General features: G+C 60.3%; 14 protein-coding genes and 1 pseudogene. 12 read left to right on the top strand and 3 right to left on the bottom strand.

What is annotated here, in order from left to right; all coding sequences use genetic code 11:
* Positions 1-3: 3 nt before the first annotated feature.
* Both GR198_RS11510 and GR198_RS11505 read right to left on the bottom strand, forming a co-directional pair.
* Positions 4-1014: a LacI family DNA-binding transcriptional regulator gene (locus GR198_RS11510; protein WP_164068970.1), complete on the bottom strand. Its 1011-nt coding sequence runs from the start codon at positions 1012-1014 to the stop codon at positions 4-6.
* A gap of 148 nt (positions 1015-1162) precedes the next feature.
* Positions 1163-1486, bottom strand: a complete 324-nt coding sequence (locus GR198_RS11505; RefSeq protein ID WP_164051362.1) for an antibiotic biosynthesis monooxygenase family protein — start codon at positions 1484-1486, stop codon at positions 1163-1165.
* A 366-nt stretch (positions 1487-1852) separates the two neighbouring features.
* On the opposite strand from GR198_RS11505, the gene GR198_RS11500 reads away from it, so the two are divergent.
* The 9 genes and pseudogenes from GR198_RS11500 to GR198_RS11460 all read left to right on the top strand — a co-directional run bounded on the left by GR198_RS11500 (position 1853) and on the right by GR198_RS11460 (position 12235).
* Positions 1853-3667 carry a putative bifunctional diguanylate cyclase/phosphodiesterase gene (locus GR198_RS11500; RefSeq protein WP_164068969.1) on the top strand — a complete coding sequence of 605 codons (1815 nt, stop codon included), beginning with the start codon at positions 1853-1855 and terminating at the stop codon, positions 3665-3667.
* A gap of 84 nt (positions 3668-3751) precedes the next feature.
* Positions 3752-4711, top strand: coding sequence for an HD-GYP domain-containing protein (locus GR198_RS11495; protein WP_204329109.1), 960 nt, complete (start codon positions 3752-3754; stop codon positions 4709-4711).
* A gap of 82 nt (positions 4712-4793) precedes the next feature.
* Positions 4794-5109, top strand: a pseudogene (locus tag GR198_RS35780) (ATP-binding protein); the annotation flags it as partial.
* Between the two features lie 120 nt (positions 5110-5229).
* Entirely contained in the window at positions 5230-6240 is a 1011-nt protein-coding gene (locus GR198_RS11485; RefSeq protein ID WP_164068965.1) for a LacI family DNA-binding transcriptional regulator, read from the top strand.
* A 47-nt stretch (positions 6241-6287) separates the two neighbouring features.
* The gene (locus GR198_RS11480; RefSeq protein ID WP_164068963.1) at positions 6288-7580 is read left to right on the top strand and encodes an ABC transporter substrate-binding protein; all 1293 of its coding nucleotides are present in this window, start codon (positions 6288-6290) and stop codon (positions 7578-7580) included.
* Positions 7581-7653: 73 nt separating this feature from the next.
* Positions 7654-8586, top strand: coding sequence for a carbohydrate ABC transporter permease (locus tag GR198_RS11475; RefSeq protein ID WP_017967544.1), 933 nt, complete (start codon positions 7654-7656; stop codon positions 8584-8586).
* On the top strand, positions 8579-9472 hold the full coding sequence (locus tag GR198_RS11470; RefSeq protein ID WP_164068961.1) for a carbohydrate ABC transporter permease: 894 nt from the start codon (positions 8579-8581) through the stop codon (positions 9470-9472). The genes GR198_RS11475 and GR198_RS11470 overlap by 8 nt, the downstream gene beginning before the upstream one ends.
* Before the next feature lie 2 nt (positions 9473-9474).
* Positions 9475-11175 carry a glycoside hydrolase family 32 protein gene (locus GR198_RS11465; protein ID WP_164068960.1) on the top strand — a complete coding sequence of 567 codons (1701 nt, stop codon included), beginning with the start codon at positions 9475-9477 and terminating at the stop codon, positions 11173-11175.
* Positions 11176-11188: 13 nt separating this feature from the next.
* The gene (locus tag GR198_RS11460; protein ID WP_164068958.1) at positions 11189-12235 is read left to right on the top strand and encodes an ABC transporter ATP-binding protein; all 1047 of its coding nucleotides are present in this window, start codon (positions 11189-11191) and stop codon (positions 12233-12235) included.
* A 240-nt stretch (positions 12236-12475) separates the two neighbouring features.
* On the opposite strand, the gene GR198_RS11455 is transcribed toward GR198_RS11460, so the two are convergent.
* The gene (locus GR198_RS11455; protein ID WP_164068957.1) at positions 12476-13342 is read right to left on the bottom strand and encodes a helix-turn-helix domain-containing protein; all 867 of its coding nucleotides are present in this window, start codon (positions 13340-13342) and stop codon (positions 12476-12478) included.
* A 99-nt stretch (positions 13343-13441) separates the two neighbouring features.
* Here GR198_RS11455 and GR198_RS11450 point away from each other — a divergent pair, with 99 nt between their 5' ends.
* The 3 genes from GR198_RS11450 to GR198_RS11440 all read left to right on the top strand — a co-directional run bounded on the left by GR198_RS11450 (position 13442) and on the right by GR198_RS11440 (position 16698).
* Positions 13442-14758, top strand: a complete 1317-nt coding sequence (locus GR198_RS11450) for an alpha-glucosidase/alpha-galactosidase (protein WP_164068955.1) — start codon at positions 13442-13444, stop codon at positions 14756-14758.
* Positions 14759-14947: 189 nt separating this feature from the next.
* A complete protein-coding gene (locus GR198_RS11445; RefSeq protein ID WP_164068953.1) occupies positions 14948-15742 on the top strand; it encodes a DeoR/GlpR family DNA-binding transcription regulator in 795 nt (264 codons plus the stop codon).
* Positions 15739-16698, top strand: a complete 960-nt coding sequence (locus tag GR198_RS11440; RefSeq protein ID WP_164023394.1) for an N-acetylglucosamine kinase — start codon at positions 15739-15741, stop codon at positions 16696-16698. Before GR198_RS11445 ends, GR198_RS11440 begins: the two co-directional genes overlap by 4 nt.
* Positions 16699-16708 lie beyond the last annotated feature (10 nt).

The following is a 16708-nucleotide window of genomic DNA, read 5'->3' as shown; positions in this document are numbered from 1 at the left end:
TGTCTATGCCGCCTTGGCGGGACGGCGATGGCTGTCGCGATCGACGAATTCAATCGCGTGAAGCTCCTGGAGTTCTTCGGCAGGCTCTCCGGCGATGGCGCGGAGCAGCAGCGAGGCGAAGCTTGCGCCGAGGTTTTCGCCGGTCATGCGCATGGTCGAGAGCGGCGGGCTTGTGAATGCGCCCATCGCCAGGTCGTCATGGCCGACAATGCTGATCTGGTTGCCGCCATCGACCTCGCGTAGCGCCCTCAGCGCTCCGATCGCCATTTCGTCGGTGGCGCAGACGAGTGCGGTCGGACGCGATGGTTGGCGCAAAAGTTCGAGTGCGGCGAGATAACCGCCCTGTTCCAACGGCGCGCCTTCGGCGCAGAGGTCGGTGGCAAGGCCGCATTCCTCCATCGCCGCCCGCCAGCCACGGCAGCGGTCATGTGCAAAGTAATATTCCTGCGGGCCGGCGATATGGCCGATACGGCGGTGGCCAGCAGCATGGAAGCGCAGCGTCGCGGCCCGGAAGCCGGTAAAACCGTCGCCGTCGATATAGGGATGGGGCAGCAGGCTTTCCGTGCGGCCGTTGGTGACGAAGGGAATGCCGCGCGACTGCAGAAATTCGACGCGCTCGTCCTTCCGTTTGGTGCGGACGAGAAGCATGGCGTCGACGCGGCGGCCATCGACGAAGCGGCGGCAGATGTCGAGTTCGCTCTCGCCGCGCGGCACCGGCGCAATCACGAGATTGAGGCCGGCAGCGGCAAGATGTTCGGCACAGCCGGACAGCATATCGAGGAAATGCGGAGGACCGATATGGCCAGGATCGCTCGGCAGCGTGACGGCAACGAGCTCGGCGCGCTGCCTGCGCAGACGGCGGGCCGAAGCATTCGGCCGGTAGCCGACCTTGTCGGCGGCCTCGCGAACCCGCTCGCGCGTGGCAGCCGACACATCGGCATAACCATCGAGCGCACGCGACACCGTGGTGATCGACAGCCCCAGCGATTGCGCGAGTTGTTTGAGATTGGCCAAGATCTTCCTCCCGAAGTGCGAAAAAGATTCTCCAAAACGTTTTGGGAGTCAAGCCAAAACGTTTTGGCTTGATGAAAGCCACAGGAATCCTGCGATTATCTCTGGCTGGCAAAAGGCGCAGGAGCTGCAGGAAGACAGCTAAGAACGCTCAACGCAGATTTGGAGGGACCACTATCTTATGTATCTGGATACGCTCCGGAAGTTCGCACAGCAGTTCTGCATCTCGCGCCAGATGATGAACCTGCTCCGGATCACCTTTCGTAAACGCCGTCATCGATTGCATGTCGGCCCAGTAGGAGATCGTCGTGAACCATGTTTCATCCTTTCGATCTTCGCGCAGCAATTGAACGCCGATCGCCGTCTCTAGCAGTGGCGGAATTCCCTCAGCGCGATTGTAAGCTTCGTATTCATCAGCAAATTCCGGCTTCGTACGACCGCGCCAGATACGGGCGATAGTTGGAATTTTCGTCATGTTCTGCTCTCCGTGACATCTGAATGAAGCAAGCCGACGGTCGAGGACGTCTGCCTCAAACGGCATGGGCATCGTCGAACAGGGCACCAAGCCCCGCCGATCAGAGACGCCCCGGGCATGCGCCCACTCGGGCATCACACCGTCCACAGCCCGGAACGTCTGTTCCACGAGCAAAGGAGATGAGTCCCACGATCGATCGTTCAAGGCCTCCGTGAGCCGATCGACCGGTCTGGACCTTCTACCCCACTTGGGGGCTCGGCCGTTGATGGCTCGCGAGTGCGTTCATTCGATCAAAATCTAATCAACGGCGTAACCTGATTTGAAAGTCGGTTTGGTACGGAGGGTCTCCTTCCGGGAAGTGACGTCATGATCCTTGAGTTGCAGAATGCCATTCTGGAAATGATTGCCAAAGGGGAACCGCTGGCAGCAACGATCGAGCAACTGTGCCTCAAGGTTGAGGCCGCCGTTCCCGGGATCACCGCTTCGGTGCTGACGTTCGACGGGAGCCGTCTTCACACACTTGCTGGCCCCTCCCTTCCGCCTGACTATTCAGCGGCTGTCGACAATCTTGAAGCGGGTCCGCTTGCGGGCTCCTGTGGCGCCGCTGCCTATTTCGGAGAAGCGGTCGTTGTCACCGACATCGAGACCGATCCTCGTTGGCAGGACTTCAAGTCCCTGGTCCTTCCGCTGGGGTTGAAGGCTTGCTGGTCCAGCCCGATCAAGCGTGGCGAGCGGGTGATCGGCACCTTCGCCTTCTATTATCGAGAACACGGCGCTCCGAAGGCCGTCGAACGGAACCTCGTCGAGGCTTGTGTCCATCTCTGCACAATCGCCATCGATCGCGAAGAGCGGGTGATGGAACGTCAGCGGCTGACATACAGCGACGCTTTGACGGGGCTGTCGAATCGCGCTCGTTTCAACCAGCTTCTCGCCGAAGATCTGCCTCGGTCCGGGCGCGCCTGGGGCATCTTGCTTGTTGACATCGACAACTTGAAACTCGTGAACGACACGTTCGGGCACGCAGCCGGCGACGCATTGATTCAAGTGGTTGCGGACCGGGTCGCCACGACAGCAGGCTCCCAAAACACGTTTAGGCTCGGTGGAGATGAGTTTGCTGTCATTGTGTCGGACGACAAAGACCTTGATCTGAATGCGAGGGCAACCGACATCCTCAAAGCACTGTCTTCTCCTTCAACGTGCGACGGTCATGTCGTCTTTCCCGCCGCGACGATTGGCGGTGCGTTGGCGGAGACGGAAACAAACCCTGACCAGACCCGCCAGAACGCCGATCTGGCGCTCTATCATGCGAAAGAACACAACCGTGGCCGGTACGTGCAACACTATCCCGGCCTGGGCACAGCCCTGACCAGACGCTTCAGGGCGGTTCGGGACGTGGGCGTTGCCCTGGAAGACGATCGGATCGACGCGCATTACCAGCCGATCTTGCGCCTGGATACTCGGGAAATCGTCGGTTTTGAAGCCTTGTGTCGAATGACCACGCCTTCCGGTGAAATCATAGCCGCAGCGCATTTCCATGAGGCGACGAAAGACGCGCATATTGCTGCTGAGCTGACCCAACGGATGTTGCTGAGGGTTGCGAGAGACATCCGCAGCTGGCTCGCCCGAGGCCTTCCTCTCCAGCATGTCGGCATCAACCTGTCCGCCGCAGATTTTCGTGGCGGTAATCTGCAAGACAGGCTGTGCCGAATTTTCGGGGAAGCGGAGGTTCCTCTCAAGCACATCATCCTCGAAGTGACGGAATCGGTTTATCTCGGACAACGGGACTATGTCGTAGCGGACGAGATTAAGGCTCTTCGGTCCAAGGGTTTGCTGGTTGCCCTCGACGACTTCGGCACGGGCTACGCGTCTTTGACCCATCTGCTGACGGTGCCGGTCGACATCATCAAGATCGACAAGTCCTTCATCGACCGCATGGTGCCGGGCGACGCTGGGACCTTCATCGTTGAGGGCCTGATCGGAATAGCTGACAAGCTGGGAATCCGGGTCGTCGCAGAAGGGATCGAAACGGAACTCCAAGCTGTTCAATTGAGCCAGCTCGGCTGCAAGCTCGGACAGGGCTATCTGTTTTCGAAAGCAGTCGATCGCACGGTTGCCGCGGCCATTTTAGAGCTGCATGGACAACGGCTCAACCAAGACAAGACCCGTGTCGGAGCCCTATAACCTGAGCGAGGTTTTCGCGCTCGGGCCAGCCCCGGATACCTGAGACAACGCTTGAGTATCAAGATTATTTTGAACGGATCACAGATGCGAAAACGGATACATGTCAGCCAATTGCGGGTAGGAATGTATGTCGAGGACGTCGAAATTGAGGGAGAAGACAGGACACGCCGGTTCAAGCCGTTCCTGATCTCGGCCGCTGGTCAGGTCGAGAGTTTGATGGCAAACCGTCTGATGACTGTTGTTATCGACGTCGGAAAAGGCGCGGATGTCGACCCGAGCGGGGCACAGGACATCGACCGGGCTGCGTTTGACGCCCAGCTTCGTGCCGTGTTTTCAGCAAAGGATATCAAGCAGGCGAGGGAATGCGTCGAGGATACAAGACCGCAGATCCGTCAAATGCTTGCCCACGCCAGGATCAAAGCCTCTTTCGCCAGTGATGCGGCAAGCGCAGCTGTGGAGCGGATCATGTCGGCAGCCTTCGACAATGCCGGCGCGCTGATCGCAGTCGCAAAGCTCAAGGAAAAAGATGAGCTGACGTTCCTCCACTCGCTTGCGGTAAGCGCGTTGATGATCACCCTAGGGCGCAGCCTCGGTCATGGAGAAGAGGATGTGCGAGTATTAGGACTGGGTGGACTGGTTCACGATCTTGGAAAAATGGCGCTCCCGGACGAAATTTTGACGAAACCCGGCAAGCTGACGGCCGAGGAAATGGATCTTGTCCGCGGACATCCTCAGCGGGGATATGAGCTGGTTTCTCATGTCGCCCATGTCCCGAAGCCGGTGCTCGACATTTGTCGCTACCACCACGAAAAGTTCGATGGCTCGGGCTATCCTGGCCGGCTCGCCGGAAAGAAGATCCCCTACGTCGCCCGGCTTGCGGCGATTTGTGACGTTTACGAAGCGCTGACCACGATCAGGCCATATAAGCGCGCCTTCTCGCAAGCAGAGGCGATCAACATGATGATGAATTCGCCGGGCCATTTCGATAGCCAGCTTCTTTCCGCATTCGTGTCAAAAATGGTGATCAGCGGCACGCTCCACTAAAGCCATCATTTTCCGGAAGGCGCGTTGTACCGGCCGCGTGGCCACCTCCGGTGAAGGTGAACCCGACTGCTTTCATTCCCGCGCGTTTGCCGGTGGCCAGCTCCTGTTCCACCTGATCAAGCAGGCTCTACGAGCGCACCTCGATCACCGTCACGACAAACCTGGCCTTCGGTGAATGGCCGTCGGTGTTCGGCGACGCGAAGATGACGACGGCACTACTCGACCGCCTGACCCACCATTGCGAGATCGTCGAAACCGGAAACGAATCCTGGCGCTTCAAAGCCGCTCTCAAAGCTAAAGCCGAAGAACCCAGTCACCCGCAGTCGGCCTACCCTTTTTCAACCCCGGCCAAGCAAAGCGCTGATCGTCTACAGCGGGTGAAGATTGCGCGCCGATAAGGGGGCAATTTTTGTGCGCCGATTGACAGATAGGCGTTCGGAACGCTGAGCAGTGCGCGTAAAAGCCACTTGACAAAACGCGTCCGCCGCGAGTATTGGGTAATCGATCACCCAAGGAGGATGGCGAGGATCGTGGCAGTATCTCTTTCTGACATCGCGGAACGTGCGGGAGTCTCGGTAAAGACGGTTTCCGGCGCATTGCACGGCGGCTCCGCCCGCATGTCGGACGATACGCGCCAGAAGGTCAAGGCTATTGCGGAAGAACTCGGCTATGTGACCAACCTTGCGGCGCGTGGCGTGCGTCAGGGCTGGCTGCCGCTGGTGGGAGTCGTCTCCGACGGCCTCATCACTTCGCCCTTCGCCACCGAGATCGTGCGTGGCCTCGACGGGGCGGCCCGCAGCGCCGGCATGGCGGTCTTTGCGGTCAACCACCGCAGCGGCCAGTCTATCGGCTCGGTGCTCGACGAGGTGCAGCAGTTCCGGCCGCGCGCCGTTGCTTATGCCGCCATGTACCACAAGGATGTCGCCCTGCCGGACAGGTTGGCGGGCGCCGTCGGCGTCATGATCAACTGCCGCGAGGCTACCGGCCGCGTCACCGCTCTGGTGCCGGACGAAGAGGGCGGCGCACGGGAGATCGTGCGTTATCTCCTCGTCGCCGGCCGCCGTCGCATCGCCTTCATCAACCTGCCGGGCATTCTCGCCGGAACGCTACGCGAGACGGGGTTTCGTGCGGCGCTTGAGGAGGGGGGCATCGATCCCGCTGGCGTGTTGCCGGCGGTGCGCCGCAGCGTCTACAGCGACCGCGCGCCAAGCCTTGTTGCCTCTCATGTGGAGGCGCTTCTGAAATCCGGTCAACGGCCTGACGCCATCTTGTGCGGCAATGACCGCGTAGCGATGGAAGTCTATGCGGCGCTTGCCCGCGCCGGCCTTCGCATTCCGGATGATATCGCGGTGGCAAGCTTCGACAACCAGGTCGAGATTGCCTCGCGGCTGGACCCGCCATTGACGACGATGGCCCTGCCGCACCGCGCCATGGGCCGCCTTGCCATGGAGATCCTCCTGGCCGAGCAGCCCGAACCGCCGCATCTGCATAAACTGCCGTTCCATCTGGTCGAACGGGCATCCGTCTGAACATCGAATAGTGCCAAACAGGAGGAGAATACGAAATGAGGACTTTAATGGGTAATCGTTTACTTTCCGTACTCTTAGCGTCCGCCGCGCTGGTCGCAACCGCCGGTTTCGCCGAGGCGAAGACCGTCATCCACGTTATGCACCAGGGCGATCCCGGCTGGGTGAAGGCCTATGGCGACGTTGCCGCCCGCTTCGAGGCCGCCAATCCCGATGTCGACATCGAGATGATCTACGCGCCGCACGATGCCTACAACGAAAAGTTCAGCGCCGCCGTCATGGCCAAGCAGTTGCCCGATATCATGGAACTCGATGCTCCGTTCCTCGCCAATTATGTCTGGTCCGGCTATCTGCAGGCCGTCAAGCCGCTCATTGACAAGGACCTGCTCGATGACATGACGGATTCGAATATCGCCCAGGGCACCTATCCGATCGACAAGGACCTCTATGCGATCGGCCTCACCGACTCCTCGGTCGTGCTCTACGGCAATAAGAAATATCTTGAAGCCATTGGCGCCCGCATTCCGAAATCGGTCGACGATGCCTGGACCCGCGATGAATTCGAAGGCTATCTCGAAAAGCTTTCCAAGCTCGAAGGCGTGAAGTGGCCGATCGACACCTTCCGAGGTTACGGCATCAAGACCGAGTGGATCACCTATGCCTACGGCCCCCTGCTCGAAAGCGCCGGCTGCGACCTGATCGACCGCAAGACTTGGAAGGCCAGCGGCACGCTCGATGGCGAGGCCTGCGTCAAGGCGCTGACGATGATGCAGGACTGGGTGAAGAAGGGCTGGGTCGTACCGACTTCGTCGGGCACCAACCAGTTCTACGCCGAGGGACAGCCGGCCGCGCTCGCCATGGGCGGCCACTGGTTCTACGCGGAGGCGTCGGCAGCGATGAAGGACAATATCGTCGTCATGCCGCTGCCGAAGATCGGCGACAAGGGCGTGAGCCCAAACGGAACCTGGATCTGGGGCATTTCCGCGACCTCGGAAAACCCTGAGATCGCCGGCAAGTTCCTGAGCTTCTTGCTGAAGGACAAGGAGTACAGAGAGTACGCCAAGACCCAGTCCGCCTATCCGGGCCTGAAGAGCTTCGCCGCCGAATCCCCGCTCTATGCGGAAGGCGGTCCGCTCGCCGTCGCCTTTGAGCAGGCTTCCAAGACCGCGATCGCCCGTCCGCCGCACCCGGCCTATCCGACAATCACCTCGGCCTTCATGCAGGCCGTCGACAAGATCTTCAACGGTGGTGACGCGCAGGAAGCGCTGACGGCCGCTGCCAAGAAGATCGACGAGGATATCGAGGACAACGCCGGCTACCCACCCTTCGACGAGCAGCAGTAAGGGGTTTTGACGGGGCCGGCTCGTCCTGCCGGCCCTGACTATCTCGGGAAGGATGACCGATGAGGAGGAAACAATGACTTTGCAACAGACCTCCACGCCCGCTTTGCGACGTCCGGCGAAACGCCGCGACAAGCAGCGGCTCTGGCAGGAAATGGCGATGATCGCGCCTGCCTTTCTGCTTATGGCGATATTCCTGATCACGCCGTTCCTCTTGTCCTTCTGGACGGCGATGACCAACCAGCCGCTCGTGCCGCGCCCGACGCCGGTGCGCTTCGTCGGCCTCCTGAATTTCGAGCGCGTCTTCACCGATCCGCTGTTCTGGACCTCGCTGTGGAACGTTACGCGCTTCACCGTCTGGGTGCTGCCGCTGCAGTGTGGCCTCGCCTTCCTGACCGCGCTGCTCTTGCATCAGAAGCTGCCGATGCAAAACCTGCTGCGCGGCCTGTTCTTCCTGCCGGCGATCACCTCCATGGTGGTGGTCTGCGTCATCTGGGGCACGCTTTTCCAGTATCCGAGCGGCCCGCTCAACCAGATCGTCGGTTTCGTTTCCGGCGGCACGATTCAGCCGATCGACTGGCTCGGCGACCCCAACTGGGCGATGTTCTCCATCGTGTTGCTTTCAGCCTGGCAGGCCTATGGCTTTCAGATGATCATCTATCTCGCCGGCCTGCAGGGCATTCCCGAAGAACTATACGATGCCGCCCGCATCGACGGGGCAAGCGCGCTGCGCCGCTTCTGGCACGTCACCATGCCCGGCCTTCGCCCGACCCATGTCTTCGTGCTGGTCATCACCACGATCCAGGCCTTCAAGCTCTATACGCAGGTGGCAATCCTCACCCAGGGCGGCCCGAACGAAAGCACTGAAACCGTTGTCCACTACATGGTGCGCGCCGGCTTCGAGGAGCAGAAACTCGGCTACGCATCGGCCGTGTCCGTCATCCTCTTCGTCATCGTTCTTCTGATCGCGCTCCTGCAACGCAAACTCCTGAGGCGCTTCGATGTCTGATCTCGCTTTGACCCAGCCCGTCCCGCTGGCAATCACAAGGGGCAACGGCAAGAGAAGCCTGCGCATCGTGCAGAGCCTCTGCATCCTGGTCATCGCGCTGGTGATGATCTCGCCGCTGTTCATGCTGCTGATCGCCAGCCTGAAGGACGACCGCTTCCGCATCCTCGCCGACATGGGCAGCTTCCGCGCCTTCTGGGTCAGCGAACCGACGCTGTCGAACTACAAGGAGATCGCCCATTTCTCCGGCGAGCTGGCCTATGGCCGATATCTCTTCAATTCGCTGGTGATCCTCGTCGCCACAGTCGTCTCGGGACTGGTCGTCAATTCCATGGCGGGCTTCGTTCTGGCCTGGGGCTCGCTACGCGGCAAGGCGGCACTCTTGGCGCTGGTCGTCGCGCTCTATGTCATCCCGCAGGAAAGCATCATCATGCCGCTCGTCGTCATGATGTCGCGGGCGGGGCTGACGGATACCTTCGCGGTGCAGATCCTGCCCTGGGTGGCAAGCCCGCTCTATGTCTTCCTCTTCTACCAGTTCTTCGCGCAGCTGCCGAAAGAACTCTATGAAGCGGCGGAAATGGACGGCGCATCGGCCTTCCGCATCTACCGGTCGATCTACATGCCGCTCAGCCTGCCGGCGCTCGCCACGGTCTCGATCCTCATGGGCATCGAAAGCTGGAACCAGTATCTCTGGCCGACGCTGGTCACCCAGACCGACTATGCTCGGCCGATTGCCGTCGCCATCGCCACCTTCTTCGGACAGGACAGCATCTACTGGGACCGCGCCATGGCCGCCTCGGTGCTGATGATGATCCCGGTCCTCATTCTCTATCTGGCTTTCCAGCGCTGGTTCGTCAGTTCATTCGTCGGCTCCGCCGTGAAAGGTTGATCATGTCTCTGCAGGCAAAATCCGAAACGTCAGCACCTGAAACCATTGAAGCGGAACTGCCCGAAGGCACGGTGCTGCATCTCTGGCTGAAGGCGCGCCATGCCGGCGGCGAGGCGAAGCTCTTCGTCGCCGTTGATGGCAACGACATCGGCGAGCCCTCGACCCGCCGCACAGGGGAATTTGAGTTCTTCGCTGTGACGCTCGCGAAAGGCGGTCGTGCCACGCTGTCTTATGATGCGACAAGCACAGCGCTCTCCGTCGCTTACGCCTTCCGGCCGGAAACCGTGATGAAGGAGGGCATCCGCGTCCTGCACAGCGATGCCCGCACCGCCGCCCCCGACGTGCCCGACAGCTACCATTTCCGCCCGCCCTTCGGCTGGATGAACGATCCGAACGGTTTTGGACGGTTCGGCGAAAACGCTCACCTCTTCTACCAGCATTATCCTCATGAGCCGCGCTGGAATACTATGCACTGGGGTCATGCCGTCTCGAAGGATTTCGTCCGCTGGAGGCATCTGCCCATGTTCCTCTTCCCGGCGGCGCATCTATCGGAAAAGGACGATGGCCGCGGCGGTGCCTTCTCCGGCTCGGCGATCCCCGGCGCCGGCCCGGAAGGCGAGGAGATCCGCGTCTTCTACACCGAGCATGTGCGTGACCGGCAACCGGAAGAGCAAATCCAGCTTTCCGCCGTCAGCTGCGACGGTATCGTCGCCGGCCCGTCGGAAATCGTGATGCCGCTGCGCCCGGAAGGCTTGAACCTCACCACCGATTTCCGTGACCCCTATGTCTTCAAAGGCCCGGACGGGCGCTGGAAGATGCTGCTCGGCAGCCGCGACAGGCAGGGCGGCGTCGTACTGCTCTATGAAACTGCAGACGCGCAAGGCGCCGATGGCTGGACCTTCCTCGGCATCCTCCATCGTGAGGACGGTTTCGGCATGACGGCGGCGGAATGCCCCTGCATGGTGCCGCTTTCCGGCAAAAACGGAAAAACCCGCTGGGCGCTGATCTTCGGTCTGCTCACCAGCCGCGACCCGGCCACCGGCCGCCGCAATCTCACGTCCGTCACCGTCGGCGGTTTCGATGGCCGTACCTTCACTGCGGAGTTCGTGCAGGAGTTGGATTTCGGTTCGGATGCCTATGCCTTCCAGGCCTTCGTTGATGGCAACGACCCGGTCGGCATCGCCTGGCTCGCCAACTGGACGGATTTTTCCAAGAAGGACGATTTCCCGACGACCATGACCCTACCGCGCCGCGTGCTTCTCGACGGCGATACCGTGCTGACCCCGCCGGTCGCAGCCGTCGAAAGCCTGCGCCATCACTTGCTGGACGACACCGCGCTTGCCGCCGGCAAGACCGTGCCGCTCGGCACCGGCGCCGTCGAGATCGTCCTTGATCTCACCGAGCCGGGCGCCGCCTTCGATCTCACCTTCGATCATCCGGATGTCGATCTAGGCGTGAAACTCGATGCCGATGGGCTGGCGATTGTCTTCGACGCTCGCACCAGTATGGCGCCGCCACGTTATGTCGCCGCCGGCGCGAAACCGTCCAGCCTGCGCATCTTCCTCGATGCCGGCTCCATCGAGGTCTTCGCTGACAACGGCCGCTGGACGGGGTCCAAACGGATTCCGGGCTTTGCCGCCGCACGTTCGGCAACGCTCACCGGCGCCGTCGCCGGGGCCGGCGTCTGGCAATTGAAACTGTGAGGGAGGACAGACAATGGCATCGGTAACAATCGACCGGGTTCAGAAGCAATACGGCGCGGCCTCCGTTATCCATGGGGTTTCCGCGGATATCGAGGACGGTGAGTTCGTCACGCTCGTCGGGCCGTCCGGCTGCGGCAAGTCCACGCTTCTGCGCATGCTGGCGGGGCTAGAGGATATCAGCAGCGGTGAAATCCGCATCGACGGCCGCGTCATGAACGACGTCGCGCCGAAGGAGCGCGATATCGCCATGGTATTCCAGTCCTATGCGCTCTATCCGCACATGACGGTGCGCGAAAATATGGGCTTTGCCCTGAAGCTGCAGGGGCGCGATAAGGCGACAATCAACAAGCTGGTGAGCGAAGCCGCCGGCATTCTCGCACTTGAACCCCTGCTGGAGCGCCTGCCGAAACAGCTTTCCGGCGGCCAGCGCCAGCGCGTCGCCATGGGCCGCGCCATCGTACGCCATCCGAAAGTGTTCCTCTTTGACGAGCCGCTGTCCAACCTCGACGCCAAGCTGCGGGTGACCATGCGTAGCGAGATCAAGGAGCTGCATCAGCGCCTTGGCACTACCATCGTTTACGTCACCCACGACCAGATCGAGGCGATGACCATGGCCGACAAGATCGTCGTCATGCGCGCCGGCCGCATCGAGCAGATCGGCAAGCCGCTGGATCTCTACGACCGTCCAGATAACACCTTCGTCGCCGCCTTCATCGGCTCGCCGTCGATGAACCTCTTCGAGGGTGGCGTCAGCGACGGCGGCTTCCGTATCGAAGGCGGTGTTTCCCTGCCGCTTCCGCCGCAATTGAGCCAAAGCGCGGCGCGCACCTATGGCATCCGTCCTGAGGACCTCGACATTGCGGAGACGGGCATTCCGGCCACCGTGCTGACTGTCGAGCCGACCGGTGCGGAGACCCATCTTTCGGTGCGTGTCGGCACGCAGACGGCAACCATCGTGCTGCACCGGCGGGTGGATTTAAAGCCCGACCAGCAAATCCACCTCGCTCCCAAATCCGAGAAAATCCACCTCTTCTCCACCGAAGGCAATCGGATAGACTGATCCCCCGGCGCCTCCCGCTGAGCCGCGTCCGTCATTTGACGGGCGCGTGTTCGGTTCCGGTGCCGTGAGGACCGATCTTATGGCAGAGGTGTGACATCAGCGGGGGCCACGCGCGCTCTCGAACGAAAGGATCAAATAGTTTGTTCGGCGGACCACTGAACTACTACCCTCACATAACCGCAACTGGTGTTTTCTAGATAAAAAATCCACCGCAATAACAGGTCGTTGGTCCATATCCCGTCAAGGCGCCGGAGCGTTCTTGGAGTTCACCGCTTCCCGGAAATGACGCGGGGTCGTACCCGTTCGCTCCTTGAAAATCTCGTAGAAGCGACTGCTGGAACCAAACCCGCAGTCAAAACCGACCTGGAGGACCGGATCGTCCGTATCCGTCAGCAGCTGCATCGCCCGGGCAATGCGATGTCGGGTCAGGTATTCGTTGACTGATATTCCCAAAACCTTTCGGAAAGCGCTGTTGGCGGTGCTTGGATGCATGCCCGCGAGTTTTGCGAGACCGGGTACGCTTACCGGATCTGCGTAGCGGGAATTGATGAGGTCGATCAGCAGCTCGACGTGTCGCACCGCCTGGCCGGCCAACGATGTCGGAGAGACATGGGTTGGCGAATTGTCGCTTTCAGCATTGTCCAGGATCAGACGTCGTATTCGCAGTCGTGCTTCCTCCACGACCAATTTCCGTCTTGCCGCACTGCCGCACTGCCATTCCTTTTCCCATCGTGGGAGGGTCAAAGCATCCATCGTTTCCTGATTTCCCTGCGCCAAAAATCTCCCCTGCATGATCGACTGCCTTGCCATTCTGTCCACCGGCAGACCCAGAAAATCGACAAGGGGAAGATAGAGGCACACCAGCGGCGCGTTTTCGCTAACAGCGATCGTCTGATGCGGAATTGCGGCCCAGAATAAGACCATGCGGCCGGCCTCCACCTGTTCCTGCCTTCCATTAAAAAGGTAGGTCATCTGGCCTGCCATGAGCAGGTTTATTTCAACGTGGTCGTGCCAATGCGGTGCGGCCATCGCATCGGCGATGTGACGCTCGATCAGGAACTCCCCTCGGGATCCAATCCATTCACCGCGGCTTTGGGTATGTTTCATGTGTGCAAGACTCGAATTCCGGAATTAATAGGCCGATGCCGGGAAGAAATTCTGATCCAGAAGGAGCAATAAGCAATCACAACCGATAGGGAGATTGCAATGCCGAAGATTTGCCTGGTAGGCGCTGGGAGCACCGTTTTTGCTCAGAACATTCTAGGAGATGTCCTGTCTTCGCAGAGAGGCGGCGACTACGTCATCAGCCTCTTCGATATCGATCCAGAGCGACTGAAGACCTCAGAGATCGTTGCTCGCCGGATCTGCGAGTCGCTTAAGCTTTCAAACGTCAGGATAGACGCTACGCTCGACCGGCGGGAAGCGTTGCGCGGTTCCGATTTCGTGATCCTCATGATGCAGGTCGGTGGCTACAAACCGGCGACCGTCACGGACTTCGACATTCCGAAAAAATATGGCTTGCGTCAGACGATCGCCGACACCCTTGGCATCGGCGGCATTTTCCGCGGTTTGCGGACGATACCAGTCCTTGAGGCGATCTGCCGAGATATGCAGGGGGTCTGCCCACAGGCTCTTCTGATGCAGTATGTCAACCCGATGGCCATCAACTGCTGGGCGATCAAGGATCTGGCCCCGGAAATCCGCACAGTCGGCTTGTGTCACAGTGTGCAGCACACAGCCGGGCATCTCGCGCAATGCCTCGGCGAGGACATTGCCGACGTGAACTATGTTTCGGCAGGGATCAACCACGTCGCCTTCTTCCTGAAATATGAGAAAATTCATAGCGACGGACGGCGGGAAGACCTTTATCCGAGACTGAACGCTTTCGCCGCCGATAGCCGCGTTCCGCCGGACGATCGGGTGCGGTTCGATGTGCTCAAACGGCTCGGCCACTTCGTCACCGAATCCAGCGAGCATTTCTCCGAGTATACCTCCTGGTACATCAAGGAGGGACGAAGGGATCTGATCGATCAGCTCAATATTCCGTTGGACGAATACATCCGGCGCTGCGAGGTGCAGATCAAAGAGTGGCATGCCCTGCGCAAGGAACTGGAAGGCGACAAGCCGATCGAGGTGTGCCGCAGCAACGAATATGCGGCCGGCATCATTCATGCCGCAGTGACTGGCAACCCGGCGCTGATATACGGCAATGTCCCAAACAACGGCCTGATCGAGAATCTGCCCGATGAATGCATCGTGGAAGTGCCTTGCCATGTCGACAGAAACGGAATTCAGCCGGTCCGGGTCGGTCGGATCCCCTCTCAGCTTTCCGCCGTCATGAACTTGAGCGTTTCCGTTCAGCAGTTGACGGTCGAGGCGGCTCTTACAAAAAAACGCGAGCGCATCTACCAAGCCGCTCTGCTCGATCCGCATACGTCCGCGGAATTGTCGCCAGACCAAATCTGGAACCTTGTCGACGACCTGATCGATGCTCACGGCGATTTGTTGCCGAGATATCAGTGAGATCCCGCGGGTAAGACAGCCACAAGCGTATGGCAGTTCATTCGTTTTAGGCGCGCCGGGAATTCACGGCGCGTTTTTTTCATTCCAGCGCCATCCAATAAATCAAAAAACGTCAGAAAATTGATTGACACTGATCATTTGAAATGAAAGTATGATCGAAATTGGGATCGGCCGTGAGGGAGGTTTTCGTTGAGCCAGCCAGTTGGAGTGAAGGTCGATCGACTGGATGCCATTCGCAGCCACCTCTACGCGAACGGCTTTTCGACTATTCAGGCGCTTGCCGATGCGGTCGGAGCATCGCTTGCCACGGTTCGTAGAGACCTGCAGATCCTTGAGCAGGAGGGCGCCATTGATCGCGTGCATGGTGGAGCGCGCATTGCCGAGGGATCGTCGGTTGAGGTTGCATTTCAGGAGCGCGAAAAGCGCCATCTATCGGCCAAGCGGGCGATTGCCACCGCGGCCTACGACCTGCTTCATCCGCGTACGGCGATCTTTCTCGACGCGGGAACGACCGTCCTCCAGCTTGCCCGCCTCGTTCGCATCAACCCCATGCCGCTCAGGATATTCACCAACGGCCTGACGGTAGCGCAGGAATTCCTGAATATTCCGAATTTGGAAGTGGTGCTTCTCGGCGGTCAGCTGCGCAGCGAGAATGCGTCGCTTGTCGGACCTCAGGCGGAGGCAATGCTGGAAACATTATGGTTCGACCAGCTCTTTCTTGGCGCCAGCGCCATCAGCTCCGACGGCGCGATCTACAGCGTGGACAGTGCGGAAGCGAGCCTCAACCGGCGCATGCTGGCTCGGTCGGCCAATCGTTTCGTCCTGGCCGATTCCTCGAAATTCGGAACCACGGCGACCTACAAGGTCGCTCCGCTGGACACCGCGAAAGTCATTACCGATTCCGGGCTTTCGCGGCATTGGCGCGAGGAGCTTGTCAACTTCGGCGTCGACGCAACAATCGCGGATCTGAGGGCGAAAGAGTGAGCGACGCGCTGATCCTCGGCATCGACGGTGGCGGAAGCAAGGTGCTGGTTGCCCTCGCGGACAAGCGTGGCCGGATATTGCGGCGTTCACGCGGCCATGGCGTCAATCCCATGGACAATCCGAATTGGCTCCAGGAGTTGGAGCAGCATCTCCTTCCCTTTCGCGATGAAGGAAATCTGGCGGCCGTCGCCGCAGCGCTGCCCGCCTACGGCGAGGTTGAGCGCCTGTCGGCTCTACAGCGCGATGCGATCGAGCGCCTGTTCCCAAACGTCCACCGGCGCGTCCTCAACGATGTGGACGCGGCGCACCTCGGTGCTTTTGCGGGCGAGCCGGGTATCCTCATTCTTTCCGGCACGGGTTCAATGGCATGGGCGCGTAATTCCAAAGGCCGGTCGGCGCGCACCGGTGGCTGGGGAGATCTCATCGGTGACGAGGGCAGCAGCCATTGGATCGGGCAGAGGGCGCTCAATCTCGTCAGCCAAAGCTTGGACGGGCGTGCTCCGGCAACAGCTCTTGCAAAGGCCCTGTTTGACCACCTTCGCATCGACTTGAGCAATCCGATGAATGGGCTAGGCGATTGGGCCAGCTCCCTGGCGAATGAACGGGCGGACATTGCAGCAATTTCGACCCTCGTCGATCAGGTCGCACTTGGCGGCGATAAAGGGGCGGTCGGGTTGATCGAGCAGGCCGCCGATGAATTGGCGAAGCATCATGCGGCAATTGCGGGCCATTGTGATCCGGATGCCGACTGGACCTATGCCGGCGGTACTTTTTCGAGCCGGCTTCTTTTGGAGGCGCTTGAACGGCGAATTGGCAGGCCTTCGGCTTTGCCGAAACTTCCCCCGATTGGCGGCGCGCTCCTGGCTGCCGCCCAGCTTCTCGGCTGGCCGTTAGACGACGGCTGGTTCGGGCAAATCGTGGCCACGGCCAAAGGCGGTGACTGCGCATCCCAGTGAATTGAGCTCA

This window comes from Rhizobium leguminosarum, assembly GCF_010668065.1.
Taxonomy (GTDB): Bacteria; Pseudomonadota; Alphaproteobacteria; order Rhizobiales; family Rhizobiaceae; genus Rhizobium; species Rhizobium leguminosarum_S.
The sequence above is the reverse complement of the archived record's forward strand: the minus strand, read 5'-3'. Positions and strand labels throughout refer to the sequence as shown.